Raw genomic sequence first — 15,778 nt, 5'->3', positions numbered from 1 at the left:
CCTCAACCGGGGTTGCGGGGCTTGCGCGCGCGCTTCGGTTTCGCCGCATCACCGCCGCTGGCCGCACCGTCCTGCAGCGCCTGCAACCACGACAGGGTATCGACGTAATCGATGAAGTGGCGCAGATAGCCGGGGCTGGCGGCCTGCATCGAATCGAGCATGCGCTGCACCAGCACCGCAGAGTTCAGCGGGCCGCCGTCTGCGGGGGCCTCGGTGCGCAGCGAACGGCGCACCTGCAGTTCACTGCGCAGCTCCGACCACTCGTGCTGCACCTGCTGCAGCATCGGCACCTGCGGGTAGTCCGCCAGCGAGCGCGACCCCGCATCGAGATCGCGCACCAGTGCACGCAGCCCCTCCAGCGCTGGCAGCTTATCTGCCATCCGGTGCCCTGGGCCTGGGAATCGGCGCGATCTCCACGCGGCGGTTGCGCGCGCGGCCATCTTCGCTGGCATTGGAGCTGACCGGCTGCTCGCTGCCGAAGGCGGCGGCGAACACCGCATCGGCCGGTACGCCATCGGCGATCAGGGTACGGGTCACCGTCAGCGAACGCTGCGCGGACAGTTCCCAGTTGTCGGCGAAACGACGGTTACCTTCGCGCACCGGCGCATCATCGGTGAAGCCGCTGACCATCAGGATCTCTTCGCGGCTGCCCAGGTAGGCAGCCAGCGGTGCGGCCAGGCTGCGCAGCAGCTCCTGGCCCTCCGGCTGCAGCTGGTCTGAATTGAGGGCGAACAGCACACTGCCGCTGATGCCGATGCGGCCATCGACCAGCGTCACCCGGCCCGCCGCCAGCGGGCCGGCCAGTGCCTGCTCCAGCGTCTGCAGGCGCTTGGCTTCGGCCTGGCGCTGCCTGACTTCATCCTCCAGCCGCTGCGAGAGTTCCAGCTGGACCGCTACCACGCCGACCAGGATCAGCACGAACGCGCCGAGCAGTACCGACATCAGGTCGCCGAATGCCGCCCAGATCGGCGCGTGCGAACCGCCGTCGACCTCCAGCTCGTCGCTCATGCGGTGCCGGCCTTGCCGCGGCGCGCGGCCAACTGTTGCAGCTCCTCCATCACCTGTTTCTGCGACAGCAGGCTCAGGTCGACCACCTCGCGCGCCTGCGCCACGTAATAGGCCAGCTGCTCGTCGCTGCGGGCCAGCGAGGCATCCAGCGCGCCACCGATCTGTTCCAGCCGGCCCGACAGCTCGGCCGATGCGGCGCCGAACTGGGCCACGGCGTCGCCGAAGGCGCCGGCAAGGTGGCCGACTTCAGTGGCGCTGCCATCGAGCAGTGCAGCGATGCCGTCGAGCTTGCCGGTTTCGGCCGCGATGTGGTCGGTGAAGCGGTTGCCGACGCGCTCCAGCAGTTCCGCCGAGCCGCCCACCAGTGCATCGACCGCGCTGCGTTGTTCATGCGAGGTATGGTTGATCGCATCCAGCAGGGTCTGCACCGTCGCCAGCAGGCGGCCGCGCTCCTCCAGCATCGCGTTGTCGCGCACCAGACTCTCGGAGAGCGTGCTGCGCAGCTCGTTGATGACGTCGGCAGCGGCCTTCGGTGCGGCGGCAGCCGTCTGCAGCAGGGTCGAGACTTCCGCGAGCGTTGCGCTGGCCTGGGCACGGCCGTTCTCGCCGATCTGCTGCGCGGTCTCCGCCAGCGTGTCGCAGATCTGCTGCTGCTGCGCAGCCAGGCGTTCTCCATTGGCGTGCAGGCGTTCGGCCAGATCGTTCGACAGGGTGTGCAGCGCGTCGCTCCAGCGTTGCAGGCGCTGTTCGTCACCGGCCTGCAGTTGTGCCTGCAGCGCGGCGTGGGCCTGTTGCAGATGGGTGCTGGCGGCCTCCCAGCGCGCCTGGCGCTGCTGCTCGTGGTCCTGCAGCAGCGACTGGCTGGCTGCATGACGTTCTTCAAGCGCGTGAAGCAGCGACTGGGCCCGTTCGTCCAGATGCTGACTGACCGCCTCCAGTGCCTGCTGCTGGCGCTCGACCAGCGTGGTGTTGAGCGCATGCTGCTGGTCGGCCGCAGTGCGCCACGCGTCGGTCTGGCGGTCGGCATCCGCCTGCAGCCGTTCGCCGATGCGTGCCACCACTGCTTCGCCGTGTGCACCCTGGGCATCGCTGAAGGCCTGCAGATGCTGGCGAAGGTCGGTCACCAGCGCCTGCTGTGCCTGGGCCTGTTCGGCCATTACCCGCGTCCAGCTGGCTTCAGTCGATACGCGGCTGCGCTCGAAGCCGTCCGCCAGCCCGGCCAGCTGCTGCTGCACCGCCTGTTCAACGCGCGCATGCAGGGCCTGGCCGTGGCTGGCCAGGCCAGCCAGCGTGGTTTCCGCCATCGGCTGCAGGGCACCGCCGATGGCCGCTGCGCTGGCTTCGGCGCCTTCGCGCAGCGATTGCTGGAGGGAGGCCGCCAGGCGCTCCTGCAGCGCCTGGCTCTGGCTGAGGAACTCGGCCTGGCCGGCCAGCAGCCGTTCGTTGGCCGCCAGGCTGTGCTGCTCGAAGGCACCGGTCATCGCCTGCAGGCGGTCGACCAGGGCCGGCAGCGCTGCGGACTGCGCCTGCAGCAGTCGCAGGGATTCGGCGCGTTGCCACGCCTGCGAATACGGGTGCAGCGGGCCGGAGATGGCACGGTCGAGCTGCTGCACGGCCTGCAGGCGATCCCGGCGCAACAGCGCCGAAAGCAGCCCCAGCATGGCCGAACTGGCGACACCGGCAATCGACGTACCGAAGGCGACGGCCAGGCCCTGTACCGGGGATGCCAGCGAGCCGCGGATGGCGGCCATGTCGGTGGCGCTCTGCAGGGCGAGGCCGGTGCCGCGCAGGGTGTCCATCATGCCCAGCAGGGTGCCGAGCATGCCCAGCAGCACCAGCAGGCCGACCAGGTACGGTGTCAGGACCGGGCCGGGCAGGGCGGTGCGCTCACCTTCCACGCGCAGGCGCACGGCATTGCGCAGGCTTGCCGGCACGCGCTCCAGCCAGGGTGCCAGGCGCTCCTCGGCGGCGGACAGATCGCCCAGGGCATCGCGCAGGCCCGCGCTGGCCTGGCGATAGCGGTACAGCTCCACACCACCGGCGATGTAGCAGGCGGCAATGACCGCCGCGACCGCTGCACCCAACGGGTGCACCGAAACGTAGCCGATGCCGATCCAGCACACGGCCAGCAGGCCGACAAGGAAGACAACGACAGGGAAAGCAGTTCTGGACATGGTGTTCCGGGTCAGTGGGAGCGCAGGGCTGCCAGCAGCCCCTCGATCGGGTGGAAGCGCAGCTGCAGCTCGGCAAGCAGCAGCGAGCGCATGTCATGGCGGAATGCGGTGCGCCAGCCAGGCTGGCCATGCACGCGGTCGAAGCGGGTGCCCAGCACTGCCGGGGCGATGGCCAGCAGGCTGTGCTCGCGCGGGCTGAGGGTCTGCTCCATCACGGCGTCGATCTCGGCCAGCCGCGCCAACTCGGGCGAGGCCCGCAGCAACTGGTCACGGAGGCGTCCGCGCAGGCGCCCGGTCGCGGTCTGGATGGCCTGCTGCAGTACCCGGTAGCGCTGCCGCAACGAGGCAAAGGTGGGTGTGGCGGCCGCCTCGGCCAGATCGAGCAGGCGCTCGGCTTCGGCATCGTCACGAATCGACGCCAGCAGGCTGGCATGGGCCTGCTCGCAGTCGGCCAGCAGGTCGTCCATCGCCTCGCCCGCGTCCGCCGCTGCAGGCACGCGTCCGCCCAGTGCCGTCGACAGCGCGACAGCACGGCTCCAGTCCACCCACTGACCGAGGCGATCGGTCAGGACGGGACTGGTGGCCGGCATCGCGCCGTCGCTGAGACGGGCGAGCAGGCGAAGGAAATCCGGTCCACCCAGGACCGTCTGCGCTGCGTTCGCCATCAAGGGGTGAGGGGCCAAAAACCGTTGATTTTACAGCCAGATGAGCCTGGCTGGATGAAGGGCGGGACGGGTGGGCGGGCCCGCAGGCGCCACAAGGCTTAGAATGACCGGCTGCACTCACCACGTTCGACCTCTGGAGCACCCATGACTGTTGCGCAGTTCTACCCGATCGGCACCCCCGGACAGCCCTGGGGCGATCCGGAACGCGCGCAGTGGCGGGCCCGCCAGCAACGCCAGCGCAGCTACCATGACGATGTGGTGGCGGCGCTGGAACGCCTGGACGAGCGTTTCGACGTGATCCAGTACGGGCAGCTCGATTACGCGCCGGACCACTATCCCCTGTTCGCCGTGGTCAACCACGACTGGAACCCGGCACTGCCGACGGCGCTGGTTACCGGCGGCGTGCATGGTTATGAGACCAGCGGCGTACACGGTGCCCTGCAGTTCCTGGAGCAGCAGGCCGAGCGCTACCTGGGGCGTCTGAACCTGATCGTGGCCCCCTGCGTGAGTCCGTGGGGCTATGAGCGCATCCAGCGCTGGAACCCCGCTGCCCTGGACCCGAACCGCAGCTTCCGCGACAACGGCCTGATCGAGGAAGCCGCCTCGCTGATGCGCTGGGTGGCCGGGCGCAAGGCCGACATCCGGGTGCACCTGGACCTGCACGAAACCACCGACAGCGACCTGCACGAGTTCGACCCGGCCCGTTGCGCCCGTGATGGCAAGCCCTTCGAGCGGGACACCATTCCCGATGGCTTCTACGTGATCGGCAACAGCGAAGACCCGCAACCGGCATTCCAGCGGGCGCTGATCGCCGCCGTGGCGCCGATCACCCATATCGCCCCGGCCGATGCCGAAGGCAACCTGGTCGGCCTGCCGTTGCAGTCACCGGGCGTGGTATGGGGTGAATCGCGCTCGATCGGGGCCTGCGCCGGATTCACCGATGCGCGTTTTGCCACCACCACGGAGGTCTACCCGGACAGTCCGCGTACCCACCCGCAGGAGTGCAACGACGCGCAGGTCGCGGCGGTCTGTGCGGGCCTGGATTTCGCACTGGCGCACTGATCCGGATCGGGACCGCGACCGACCGGGATGACGCTGCTACGCGGCCATTACTCGGCGAAACTGGCGGTGTCCTTGCCTTGCCGCTTGGCGTGGTAGAGGGCTCGGTCGGCCAGTGCCAGCCAGTCCTCGACACTGCCGTGTCGCGGGCTCGCAGCGACTCCCATGCTGACACTGAAATCGCTCGCCGGTCCTGTCCGGCGTGCGTTCTCGTGCAGGCGTTGCCGGATGCGTGCCGCCATCTGCATGGCGTCTGACGCGGCGCAGTCGCGCAGCAGCACGACGAACTCATCCCCCCCGAGCCGTGCAGCTGTATCGGCCGGGCTGGCGAATTCGCGCAGTGTCGTGGCGATATTCCGCAGGACCTGATCGCCGGCGCGATGCCCCTGCGAGTCGTTGATGCGCTTGAAGTCATCCACATCCAGCATCAACAGGCACGCCATGCCACCGTGGCGCTGTGATTTGTCCAGCGCCTGCTGGGCACGGTGGATCAGGAAGCCCCGGTTGGCCAGCTCCACCAGCGGATCCATCCGGCTCAGCCGCCGCAGCTGCCGGTTCTGTGATTTGACCCGGCGCGCGAGTTGCCAGCTCAGGATGCTGAGGCCGATGCCGTACACGAACAGGAACGGCATGCTCAGCATGATGCTGCGTTGCGAGGTGGTCGGCTGGTAGGGGAAGCCCAGCGCGAACCAGACGAGTCCAAAACCCAGCACCAGCGCCAGCGTCGCCCGCAGCGCCAGCCGCACTCCCCCTGCTGCGATCTTGTCGGCCACCAGCAGGGCGGTGAACAGTGCGCTGGGCACGATGCTGAGGGCGATGAACGCGATCCACGCGCCGCCAAGGAAGGAATCGAGCACCATGCAGCGGAACTGGGTGGCGGCCGGCTCGGGGGAACGCCGGGTGAGGACCAGAGCGATCGTCGGCCATGCCAGCGCGTTGAGCAGCAGCAGCGTCCATGGCCACACGCCATCCTGGCGTTCGAGCAGGATGGAGGCCAGGGGGAGGGCCGCCAGGCTGCTGCCGACGAACCGCATCCAACCGATGCGCCGCGCCGCGCCGATACCCTCGACGGCCACCTCGGTCGAATCAGTGAAGTAGGGCATTGCCGATCCCCCCAAGATCGCACGACCAACGGCGCTCCACGGTGGAGCGCGCTCCAGCAGTCTGGCATTGCGACGTCAACGGCCCGTGCATGCTGCGGTCGCCGACGTCAGCGCCGGATGGCAACACGGGGCCGCGGGCGCCGGGCGTCGGTTTGCTTCGGTCCGGAATCATCGAGGGCAGCGCGGCAGGCGTCTAAACCTTCTGCACCCCTGCCGCATCCAAGGCAGGCGGCAATCTGCCGTTGCCCTCCACTGGAAGCCATCAATGCGCCAGTCCATACGTCCGTGGTACGTCGCCCTGGTTGCGGGGCTGCTTGTTCTTCCGCAGCCCCGCGCCGCGGCCGGGACGATCACCCTTCCTTTCGAGCAGGACAAGGATCACCGGATCTATGTGGAAGGGCGGATCAACCAGTCAGGACCGCTGCGCTTTCTTGTCGACACCGGGGCTGACGGACTGGCAGTCACGGTTGCCACCCGCAAGGCGGCGTCGATGCAGGTCGATGACCGCTCCGAGAACACCGGCTCCGATGGCGTGAGTTTCGTGGACTACAGTACCCACAACACGGTCGTCGTGGGAGACATGCGCCGGACGATGGGGGCGGCCGTGATCGACTACGGCACGCGTCCGTTCGACGCCGTGCTTGGCTGGACATTCTTCGCGGGGCGCATCATCGAGATCGACTACGACCGCAAGCTGCTGCACGTGCACGACCGGTTGCCGGATCTGCACGGATACACCCGCGCGAACGTCCGCTGGATCGACAATACGCCCTCCATCGAAGTGCTTCTGCGTGAGGGTGGCTCGACACTTGCGGCCTGGCTGTTCGTGGACACCGGCAGCAACGGCGCCGTCGATCTGGGCCATGCGTACAGCTCGCGCCACCGACTGCAGGAGGTGTTCACCCGCACGATCGGTACCTCACAGTTCAGCGGCTCGGCGGGCAGGAAGATCCGGGCCGTCGATGCACGGATCGCATCGGTCGATGTGGGCGGGCTGCGACTGGAACAGCCCAAGGTGTCGTTCACCATCGATGAGGATGGATCCAATGCCGACGGCACGCTGGGCAGCGAAACACTGCGCAACTTCAACATCCTGCTGGATACCAGAACCGGTCAGCTCCATCTGCGGCCAAACGGAAACGCGCGCGCGCTGCCGAACTAGCCCTTCAGCGCCCACCGCTGGACGCAGCAGCGGCAGGCAGCGCAGGAAGGGCTGACCCATCGCGCGTCTGCGCCCGATGGGTCAGCCAGGGCTGCGTTCACCGACGCAGCGCGTCGACGATCACGCCGGTGGCGATTTCAACAAGCAGATACTCGGTGTCGCTCTGGCGGACCCAGCGCTGGCCGCGGCCGGGATCACGCAGCCTGTAGCGTGCGTAGTCATCCACCCAGTAGCGACGATCCACTTCCGCCCACGGCAGATGATCGCCGCGCCGCCATGCCTTCTTCTGCCATCCTGGCGGCGGTGCGTCGCGATTGTGCGGCCCGCCTGCGTGCGGTGGGGGACCGTTTCCGCGGGCGTGGTGCGGCGGATCCGCCCAGGCCGGTGCGACGGCGAGCAGTGCCACCATCAGAGCAGGTACGACGTGTCGGGTCCTCATGGCATCCTCCTGTCAGTGGCCGGTCCTGCCGGCCTGGTGAGGTGGACCATAGGCCAACGCCCGTGAACGGAATCATGCTGTCTGTTTCCCTGCCGAGGGGGCGGCGCCTGTTGGCGGCAGTGTCGAATCGAGGATGTCCAGCAGGGCACGCAGACGGTCCATGTGGCGCAGATCCTGGTGATAGCCCACCCAGATGCCCCGCGAAGGGGGCGTCCCGTGTGATTCGATGCGCTGCAGTCCGGCCACCGCGTCACCCAATGCACGGGGCAGCACGGCGATACCGGTACCGTGCAGGCACATCTGCGCCTGGACACTGCGACTGGTACTGGTGAATGCGCGCGGCGAACGCGGAAACCGCTGCAGCAACCATTCCACGTCGGGGAAGTGCGACTGCGCGGTGTTCATCAGGATGAGCCCGACCGAATCGGGGTCGTCCTGCAGCCGGGCGATGGTCGAGACCGAACCATACAGGCCGTAGGGCAGGGTCATCACGAGGCGCTGGACGATGTCCGGCTCACTGAACGGCACGATGCGGAACGCGACGTCGGCATCGCGGCGCGACAGGTCAAGCAGTCGATAGCTGGCGATCAGTTCCGGAACCACCGCCGGATGCCGGCGTACCAGTTCGGCGAGCACGGGCGTCAGCACGTGGCAGGCAAACCAGTCCGCGCTCGAAATGCGCAGAATGCCTTCCAGCCGGCCCGGGCTGCCTTCCAGGCGGCGCTCCATGGCCAGGGCGGAGTTCTCCATGGCCTCGGCCAGGGCCAGCACTGCATCACCGGCATCGGTCGTGACCAGCCCGTCCCGCGTCCGCCGCAGCAGGGGCTGCCGGGCATGCTGTTCAAGGGCCTTCAACCGGCGGCCTACCGTGGGATGGCTGACACCAAGGCGCCGGGCCGCCTCACCCAGAGACCCGCCCCGCACGATCGCCAGGAAGACACGGACATCACCCCATTCCATCATCATGCCCGTTCAAAAATGTACGGCAAATGTGCATCAGTGTCAGTCCACATACAAGTTTGAAAGGTCCAGCATGGGCCCCGGTCGCACTGACCGCCTCCCCCTGGAACTGGATCCGCTTGATATGAACACGCTGAAAGACAAGGTCGCGCTGGTCACCGGCGCTTCGAAGGGCATTGGCGCTGCGGTTGCCCGCCGCCTGGCGGCCGACGGCGCCAGCGTCGTCGTCAACTACGCCTCGAGCCGGGAGGGCGCCGAACGGGTCGTTGCCGATATCGAAGCCGCCGGTGGTCGGGCGCTGGCGGTGCGCGCCGACGTGCGTGACGCACGCGAGGTCGATGCACTGGTGGCCACGGCCCTGGATGCGTTCGGCAGGCTGGATGTGGTGGTGAACAACTCGGGCGTGTACCGGTTCGCGAAGATCGAGGACACCACCGAGGCGCTCTATCGCCACCAGTTCGACATCAATGTGCTGGGCCCGCTGCTGGTCACTGCCGCCGCCGTTCCCCATCTGCGGCCCGGTGCAAGCATCATCAACATCAGTTCATTCGTGACCCGCATCCTGCCGGTGGACAGCGCCATCTACACCGGTTCGAAGGGCGCGATGGACGCCATCACCGGCGTGTTGTCCAGGGAGCTTGGTCCGCGCGGTATCCGTGTCAATGCGGTCAATCCCGGCCTGATCGAGACCGAGGGCACACATGCTGCGGGTGTCGTCGATTCCGGGTTCCAGGCTTGGAATCTGGCGCAGACACCACTGGGCCGGACAGGCCAGGTACTGGACGTGGCGCCGATCGTTGCGTTTCTCGCCTCCGATGATGCGCGATGGATGAGCGGCGACACCCTGCTTGCCTCAGGCGGCATGCGCTGAGTGGGGGGACGACATGAATCTACCGGCTGACGCTGCGGCCGCTGTACCGCCCGATCCGCGCCGTTGGATGGCATTGGCTGTACTGCTGACAGGCACGCTGCTGCCGCCGCTCGACTTCTTCATCGTCAATGTCGCGTTGCCGGCCATCCGTGTCGATCTGCACGCGCCCCCGGATGTCTCGCAGCTGGTCATCTCGGTCTACGCCACGGCCTACGCGGTGACCCTGATCCTGGGAGGCCGGCTGGGCGACATCTACGGCAGGAAACGTGTGTTCATCGCAGGCATGCTGGGGTTTGGCCTGGCATCGGCGCTGTGCGGCCTGGCGCCTGCGGCTGAAGTGCTGGTGGCCGGACGGCTGCTGCAGGGGATGTCGGCCGCGCTGATGGCCCCGCAGTCATTGGCATCGATCCATGCCCTGTTCCCGGACAGCGAGAAGCGCCGTGCGCTTGGCCTGTATGGCGCCACCTTCGGCCTCGCATCGGTGGGCGGGCAGCTGCTGGGAGGGGTGCTTGTGACAGCCGATCTGTGGGGGACAGGGTGGAGGAGCGTGTTCCTCATCAATCTTCCCATCGTCGCAGCCGCGGTGCCGGCTGCATTCGTGCTGCTGCGTGAGTCGCACGCCCGCCAGGGAGCACGGCTGGACGCTGTCGGAGCGGTGGCGCTGGCGGCGTCGTTGCTGGCGCTGGTGGTACCGATCATCGAGGGCCGCCAGCGCCAGTGGCCGTGGTGGTGCGTAGGACTGCTGCTGGCAAGCGGCCCCCTGCTGCTGTTGTTCTGGAGGCATGAGCAGCGATGCGTGGGGCGTGGGCAGATGCCGCTGGTATTGCCATCGCTGCTGCAGATACGCGGGTTGAGGCGCAGTCTGTCAGCGACATTCTTCTTCTACGCGCTGGCTGCGTTCTTTCTCGTCTTCGCGGTGTATCAGCAGTCCGCGCTGGGGCGCAGCAGCGCGTCGGCGGGGTTGGCGATCCTGCCGTTGGGGCTGGGTTTCCTTCTCGGGCCGCTGTGTGGTTCGGCGTTCCGGCGGCTGGCCGCACAGGGTGCATCGCATGGGATGGTGATGGAGGTTGTGGGCCTGCTGGCGGTCGCAACGCTCGCGCTGCTGGAGATGCCGTCGTGGCTGCCGCTTCCGCTGTTTCTGATCGGCGCGGGACAGGGCATTGCGCTTCCGGCGCTGGTGAAGCAGAGCGTGGACCATGTGGATGCCCGCCACGCCGGGCTGGCCGCAGGCATCGTGAGTGCGACACTGCAGATCAGTGCGGCGCTGTCGGTGGCGTTGGTGGGCGGTGTGTTCTTCGCCGTCGCGCCTGACACGGCAACGCCCGCGGAGGTGCGCACCGCGTTCGTGGTGGCCTCGCTGGTGATCGCGGCATCCTTGGCGATTGCCGCCGGATTGGCTTGGCGACGCGGTTGAGACGGGGTCTTCACGCGACGTCCACGTCTTCCACCTGCAGCTGAAAGCCAATCGGAGAGTGTGCCGAAACGCCGCTATATTCCAGACACCCCAGACGAAGGAGGGAGTGGAATGATTCTTACCAAGCAGCACCTGATGATGGCACGTACGCTCGGTGTGGCGATTGTCGCCACCGTAGGCCTTGGGGCCTGCGCCACCTACAAGGACGATTTCGCAACGATCAACTCGCGGCTCGACCAGCTTGATGTGAAGGTGCAGGGTGCGGCGCAGAGCGCCGAATCGGCCAATCAGTCGGCGCAGCAGGCCAACCAGCGTCTGGATCAGATCGAAGGGCGCGTCCAGCAGCTTGAACGGGCACCTCGCCGCACTCCGCGCGGCTGACCGCCTGTAGCCTGCACATCCGAGTCAGGGGCCCAGTGGCCGCAGCGGCCACTGGTGTCCTCCCGTCACACAGCTTTCGAGGAATGCTCCCATCCATACCCACTCATCCCTTGCGCGCCATGCCCATCGCGCTGCTCTGGCAGTGGCGTTGGCGTTCCTGGTGGTCGGTGTCGTCAATGCGGAAGATGCCGTCGCGCCGCCGTCGGCCGCCGTTGATGAACTGCCACCCGGCCAGGATGTCTCCGAAACCGTGATCGAACTGGCGGGCTGGGTCGTGGCGTCCAAGGACAGCCAAGGCTATCCGTTCGCGGTCATGGACAAGGCTGCCGCGCAGATCCTGGTGTTCGGTGGCGACGGCCGGCTGCGCGGCGCGGCCCCTGCATTGTTCGGTTCAGCGACCGGCGACCACACCGCGCCCGGCGTTGCGGGTCTCGCCCTGCGTGCCATTCCGGGACGGGACCGCACCACGCCTGCAGGTCGCTTCGTGGGCGGCTACGGCCCTTCGATTGATGCAGGGCGGGTGCTGTGGGTGGACTACGAGTCCGCAGTCTCCATCCATCCGACCGCAACCGGCGTTCCAGCAGAGAGGCGTGTCGAGCGCCTGGCATCGCCGTCGCCGGACGACAACCGCGTCACCCACGGCTGCATCAACGTCTCGCCGGAGTTCTACGAACGCATCATCCGTTCCACCTTCGAGCGGGGCGGGGTGTTCTACATCCTGCCGGACGTGGACCCGATCGAGCAGACCTTCCCCGAGTTCGCACAGAGCCGCGCGGCTGCGCAGCACAACGGCGGCAAGCGCACACGATCTGCCCGCAGGTAGACGCTCCACCGCCGGCCCGGTGGGCGGCGCGGTCAGCCTGGCGCGCATCCATCCGGACACTGGCTGCGGCTCTTCCTGTTGCCCGGCAGCGTGCACCCGCTGCCGGAAATCGTTCATGATGGGCCCAGTCACACTCCCGTGGCAGCGCAGGCCGCATGCTGTGATGCGCCGACATCACGCGGCAACAGGCAGGACGGTGGAGCAAGAAGGTGGACCAGCCATGAGCCAACTCACCGACGGTTTCGGACGCAGCTTTCCGTACCTGCGCCTGTCGTTGACCGAAGCCTGCAACTTTCGTTGTGGCTATTGCCTGCCGGAGGGGTACCAGGCCGATGGCCGCCCGCGTTTCCTGCAGGTCGAGGAGATCAGCCGCCTGGTCCGCGCCTTCGCGGCGCTGGGCATGAGCAAGATCCGGCTGACCGGTGGCGAGCCCAGCCTGCGCAAGGATCTTGATGACATCATCGCGGCCGTGGCGGCGGTGCCGGGTATCGGCAAAGTGGCCATCACCACCAACGGCACGCAGTTGCCGCGTCGCCTGCCGGGTTGGCACCGCGCCGGCCTGACGGCGCTGAACGTCAGCATGGACAGTCTGCGGCGCGAACGTTTTGCCGCGATCACCGGGCATGACCGCCTGCCGGAGATCGAGCAGGGCCTGGCCCTGGCGCAGGCGCTGGGGCTGCCGTCGATCAAGCTCAACGCGGTGCTGCTGCGCGGCCTCAACGACGATGAGCTGCCGCAGTGGATGGCGTACCTGCGCGACCGTCCCTTCAGCGTGCGCTTCATCGAACTGATGCGCACCGGCGACAACGAAGCCTATTTCCAGCAGCATCACCTGCGTGCCGACGGGGTGATCGAGCAGTTGCTGGCTGCCGGCTGGCGCGAGCGTGCACGGGCGGCCGATGCCGGCCCGGCGCGCGAGTTCGGCCATCCGGACCATCGTGGCAGCATCGGCATCATCGCGCCGTACTCGCGCGATTTCTGCAAGGGCTGCAACCGGTTGCGGGTAACAGCCAGGGGAGACCTGCGGCTGTGCCTGTTCGGCGACTTCGGCGTGCCGCTGCGCGCGCTGCTGCAGCACGATGACGACCATGACGCGCTGCTGGCGCGCATCACCACCCAGCTTGGCCTGAAAGCGGCCGGGCATGGCCTGCACCAGGGCCGGACCGGGCTGACCCCGCACCTGGCTTCCATCGGAGGATGAGCAGCACGATGAGTGGGGAACTGAACGCGGCATTCCATATGGCCGATGTCCGCAACAAGCGCATCAGTCGCCGGCGAGCGGTGGCGGTGGGCGAGCTGCATGCCGGTCCGCTGGCGTACCCGTTGATCGTCGAGCGTCGCCTGCCGAAGGGCGATGCGCTGGTCATGGCCGAGATCGCCGGCCTGCAGGGGGCGAAGATGGCGTCGATGCTGATGCCACTGTGCCATCCGCTGCCGCTGGAGCTGGTGCAGGTGTTCTGCGCGCCGGTGCCGGAACGGCACGCCATCCGGGTCTGGTGCGAGTGTGCCAGCGAGGCGCGTACCGGTGTGGAGATGGAGGCGCTGGCCGGCGTCAACGCGGCGTTGCTGACCCTGTACGACCTGAGCAAGCCGGTGGAACCGGCGCTGCGCATCGAAGGTATCCGCCTGCTGTTCAAGGAGGGCGGCAAGCGCGGCCTGTGGCTGCATCCTGATGGCATGGATGATGCCGAGCGCGCGCGCTTCAGACCGCGTGCGCCGAAGGGCCTGGAAGGCGCGGCCTGCGCGGTGATCACCCTGAGCGACCGTGCCAGCGTAGGTACTTATGAGGATGTTTCTGGCCCGACCCTGGTGGCCGGCCTGAACAGGCTGGGCGGCGAGGTGGTGGCTGCCGACGTGCTGCCCGATGGCATCGAGCCGTTGGCGGATCGCCTTCAGGCATTGGCCGCCGACGGCGTGCGCCTGTGCCTGTGCACTGGCGGTACCGGTCTGGGCCCGCGCGACCTCACCCCGGAGGCGCTGCGTTCGTTGAACGCGCGGCCGGTGCATGGCCTGGCGCAGATGGTCCGGGCGCTGAGCGCGCAGCACACGCCGATGGCCTGGCTGAGCCGCGCCGAGGTGGTGCAACTGGGCAGCATGCTGGTGTTCGCGCTGCCCGGCAGCCCGAAGGCGGCAGCGCAGTGCCTGGACATCCTGGCGCCGGTGCTGGGCCACGCCCTGGCGATGGTCGACGGTGGTGACCACGCGTGATTCTCTACAGTGAAGCACTGCAGCACCTGCTGGAGGCGGCCACGCCGCTTCCCGCCGAGCGTCTGCCCCTGCAGGAGGCCGCAGGCCGCACCCTGGCCAGTGACATCCACAGCGCACAGGCATTGCCGCCGTTCGACAATTCGGCAATGGACGGTTTTGCGCTGCGCGCCAACGGGGTGGCGTTCGAGTCGGGTACCGAATTCACGGTGCAGGGCTGGCAGGCGGCGGGTGATGGCGATGCCGAAGGCGGCGAGGGCGCCTGGGAGATCATGACCGGCGCGCGCATGCCGGGCGGCCTGGACACGGTGGTACCGATCGAGAACGTGCAGATCCTCGCCAGCGAAGCGGGCCGTCCGACCCGGATCGCGCTGAAGAGCGTGGTCAGGCCGGGCCAGAACGTACGCCTGCGGGGCGAGGACGTAGCCGAAGGCGAATGCGTGCTGCGGGCGGGACAGAGGGTGGATATCAACGCACGGACCCTGCTGCACGCCCTTGGCGTTGGCGAGGTGGTGGTGATGTCGCGACCGGCGGTGGCGGTGATTGCCACCGGCAAGGAGCTGGTGAGCGAGGCGACGCAGGCGCTGGAGTCCGGGCAGATCCGTGACAGCAACCGCCCCTACCTGGTCGGGCGGCTGCACGCGGCCGGAGCTGAGGTGGTGTGGCAGGGCACCGTCGGTGATGATGTGGCCGCGTTCGATGCAGCGCTGGACCAGGCACTGGCGGCCGGTGCGCGGGTACTGGTCAGTACCGGTGCGGTCTCTGCGGGCCGTTACGACTTCGTGCCCGACGCACTGCGCGCGCGCGGGGCGCGAATCGTGTTCCACAAAGTGGCGATCCGTCCGGGAAAGCCGCTGCTGTTTGCGGTACTGCCCGACGGTGCGCTGTATTTCGGCCTGCCGGGCAACCCGGTGTCGGCGGCAGTGGGGCAGCGGTTCTTTGTCGAGCCTGTACTGCGCCGGCTGCTGGGGTTGGCGCAGGAACCGGTGCTGCGGCTTCCCCTGCAGGCGATGGTGCGCAAGCCGCCCGGCCTGCGCGTCCACGCCCGTGCGCGGGTGGAGCTGGACGAGCAGGGCCAGCTGAGTGCGCGGGTGCTGTCCGGACAGGAATCGTTCCGTCTGATGTCCATGGTGCAGGCCAACGCCTGGGTGGTACTGGAGGACGAGGGCGATCTGGTTCCGGCCGGCAGCGCGGTGCGCGTACAGGGCTGGGGCCACGCCGACCCGGTGCAGCTGACGGGCAGGGAGTGGGAATGAAACAGGTGACGTTGCAGTTGTTCGGTGCGTTCTCCGATCTGGATGAGCGTCGGGAGATCACGCTGGAGGTGTCGGGTGCGACCGTGGCCGACCTGCGCCAGGCGCTGCGCGAGCTGCTGCCGGTGCGTTGGCCCGGTTTCCGTGCTGGCCTGCTGGACTATTCGGCCTTCGCCGACCAGCAGCGCGTGCTGCGCGATCACGATGTGCTGCCGGAGGATGGCCGCGTGGCCATCCTGCCGCCGGTGAGCGGGGGCTGAG

General features: G+C 68.0%; 17 protein-coding genes. 10 read left to right on the top strand and 7 right to left on the bottom strand.

Going from position 1 to position 15,778, the window contains the following annotated elements:
• Positions 1-2: 2 nt before the first annotated feature.
• Genes QMZ25_RS10240 through QMZ25_RS10225 form a run of 4 tightly spaced genes read right to left on the bottom strand, consistent with a single transcriptional unit; the run spans position 3 to position 3,847 of the window.
• Complete coding sequence (locus tag QMZ25_RS10240; RefSeq protein ID WP_065182919.1) at positions 3-380, bottom strand: DUF2894 domain-containing protein; 378 nt, start codon at positions 378-380, stop codon at positions 3-5.
• Positions 370-1,008, bottom strand: a complete 639-nt coding sequence (locus tag QMZ25_RS10235) for an OmpA family protein (protein WP_053517790.1) — start codon at positions 1,006-1,008, stop codon at positions 370-372. The genes QMZ25_RS10240 and QMZ25_RS10235 overlap by 11 nt, the downstream gene beginning before the upstream one ends.
• Positions 1,005-3,182 (bottom strand): DUF802 domain-containing protein, encoded by a 2,178-nt coding sequence (locus QMZ25_RS10230; RefSeq protein WP_283219570.1) that lies wholly within the window; start codon positions 3,180-3,182, stop codon positions 1,005-1,007. The genes QMZ25_RS10235 and QMZ25_RS10230 overlap by 4 nt, the downstream gene beginning before the upstream one ends.
• An 11-nt stretch (positions 3,183-3,193) precedes the next feature.
• Positions 3,194-3,847: a DUF3348 family protein gene (locus QMZ25_RS10225; RefSeq protein ID WP_065182918.1), complete on the bottom strand. Its 654-nt coding sequence runs from the start codon at positions 3,845-3,847 to the stop codon at positions 3,194-3,196.
• 144 nt (positions 3,848-3,991) lie between these two features.
• Between QMZ25_RS10225 and QMZ25_RS10220 the strand changes: the two genes are divergently transcribed.
• On the top strand, positions 3,992-4,909 hold the full coding sequence (locus tag QMZ25_RS10220) for a M14 family metallocarboxypeptidase (protein ID WP_283219569.1): 918 nt from the start codon (positions 3,992-3,994) through the stop codon (positions 4,907-4,909).
• Positions 4,910-4,956: 47 nt separating this feature from the next.
• On the opposite strand, the gene QMZ25_RS10215 is transcribed toward QMZ25_RS10220, so the two are convergent.
• Positions 4,957-6,009: a sensor domain-containing diguanylate cyclase gene (locus tag QMZ25_RS10215; protein WP_111186834.1), complete on the bottom strand. Its 1,053-nt coding sequence runs from the start codon at positions 6,007-6,009 to the stop codon at positions 4,957-4,959.
• Between the two features lie 85 nt (positions 6,010-6,094).
• Here QMZ25_RS10215 and QMZ25_RS10210 point away from each other — a divergent pair, with 85 nt between their 5' ends.
• Complete coding sequence (locus QMZ25_RS10210; protein WP_283219568.1) at positions 6,095-7,171, top strand: retropepsin-like aspartic protease; 1,077 nt, start codon at positions 6,095-6,097, stop codon at positions 7,169-7,171.
• A 97-nt stretch (positions 7,172-7,268) separates the two neighbouring features.
• Here QMZ25_RS10210 and QMZ25_RS10205 read toward each other — a convergent pair whose 3' ends face one another.
• The gene (locus tag QMZ25_RS10205) at positions 7,269-7,610 is read right to left on the bottom strand and encodes an RcnB family protein (protein ID WP_053519774.1); all 342 of its coding nucleotides are present in this window, start codon (positions 7,608-7,610) and stop codon (positions 7,269-7,271) included.
• Between the two features lie 72 nt (positions 7,611-7,682).
• On the bottom strand, positions 7,683-8,576 hold the full coding sequence (locus QMZ25_RS10200; RefSeq protein ID WP_283219567.1) for a LysR family transcriptional regulator: 894 nt from the start codon (positions 8,574-8,576) through the stop codon (positions 7,683-7,685).
• A gap of 118 nt (positions 8,577-8,694) precedes the next feature.
• On the opposite strand from QMZ25_RS10200, the gene QMZ25_RS10195 reads away from it, so the two are divergent.
• The 8 genes from QMZ25_RS10195 (at position 8,695) to QMZ25_RS10160 (ending at position 15,777) form a co-directional block, all read left to right on the top strand.
• Positions 8,695-9,441, top strand: coding sequence for a glucose 1-dehydrogenase (locus QMZ25_RS10195; protein WP_283219566.1), 747 nt, complete (start codon positions 8,695-8,697; stop codon positions 9,439-9,441).
• Between the two features lie 67 nt (positions 9,442-9,508).
• Positions 9,509-10,855 carry an MFS transporter gene (locus tag QMZ25_RS10190; RefSeq protein WP_283219565.1) on the top strand — a complete coding sequence of 449 codons (1,347 nt, stop codon included), beginning with the start codon at positions 9,509-9,511 and terminating at the stop codon, positions 10,853-10,855.
• A 111-nt stretch (positions 10,856-10,966) separates the two neighbouring features.
• The gene (locus tag QMZ25_RS10185) at positions 10,967-11,236 is read left to right on the top strand and encodes a hypothetical protein (RefSeq protein ID WP_053519770.1); all 270 of its coding nucleotides are present in this window, start codon (positions 10,967-10,969) and stop codon (positions 11,234-11,236) included.
• 142 nt (positions 11,237-11,378) lie between these two features.
• Positions 11,379-12,059 (top strand): L,D-transpeptidase, encoded by a 681-nt coding sequence (locus QMZ25_RS10180; protein ID WP_263174503.1) that lies wholly within the window; start codon positions 11,379-11,381, stop codon positions 12,057-12,059.
• A gap of 220 nt (positions 12,060-12,279) precedes the next feature.
• Positions 12,280-13,260, top strand: a complete 981-nt coding sequence (gene moaA / locus QMZ25_RS10175; RefSeq protein WP_277380740.1) for a GTP 3',8-cyclase MoaA — start codon at positions 12,280-12,282, stop codon at positions 13,258-13,260.
• Between the two features lie 8 nt (positions 13,261-13,268).
• Positions 13,269-14,267, top strand: a complete 999-nt coding sequence (gene moaCB, locus QMZ25_RS10170) for a bifunctional molybdenum cofactor biosynthesis protein MoaC/MoaB (RefSeq protein ID WP_283219564.1) — start codon at positions 13,269-13,271, stop codon at positions 14,265-14,267.
• Positions 14,264-15,520, top strand: coding sequence for a gephyrin-like molybdotransferase Glp (glp, locus tag QMZ25_RS10165; protein WP_128988281.1), 1,257 nt, complete (start codon positions 14,264-14,266; stop codon positions 15,518-15,520). The genes moaCB and glp overlap by 4 nt, the downstream gene beginning before the upstream one ends.
• On the top strand, positions 15,517-15,777 hold the full coding sequence (locus QMZ25_RS10160; RefSeq protein WP_164152877.1) for a MoaD/ThiS family protein: 261 nt from the start codon (positions 15,517-15,519) through the stop codon (positions 15,775-15,777). Before glp ends, QMZ25_RS10160 begins: the two co-directional genes overlap by 4 nt.
• The last annotated feature ends 1 nt before the right edge of the window (position 15,778 follow it).

It is taken from the genome of Stenotrophomonas sp. RS-48 (assembly GCF_030053245.1).
In the GTDB taxonomy this organism is placed as follows: Bacteria; Pseudomonadota; Gammaproteobacteria; order Xanthomonadales; family Xanthomonadaceae; genus Stenotrophomonas; species Stenotrophomonas maltophilia_P.
Note: the sequence above shows the minus strand (reverse complement) of the source record. Positions and strands in the feature narration are given on the sequence as shown.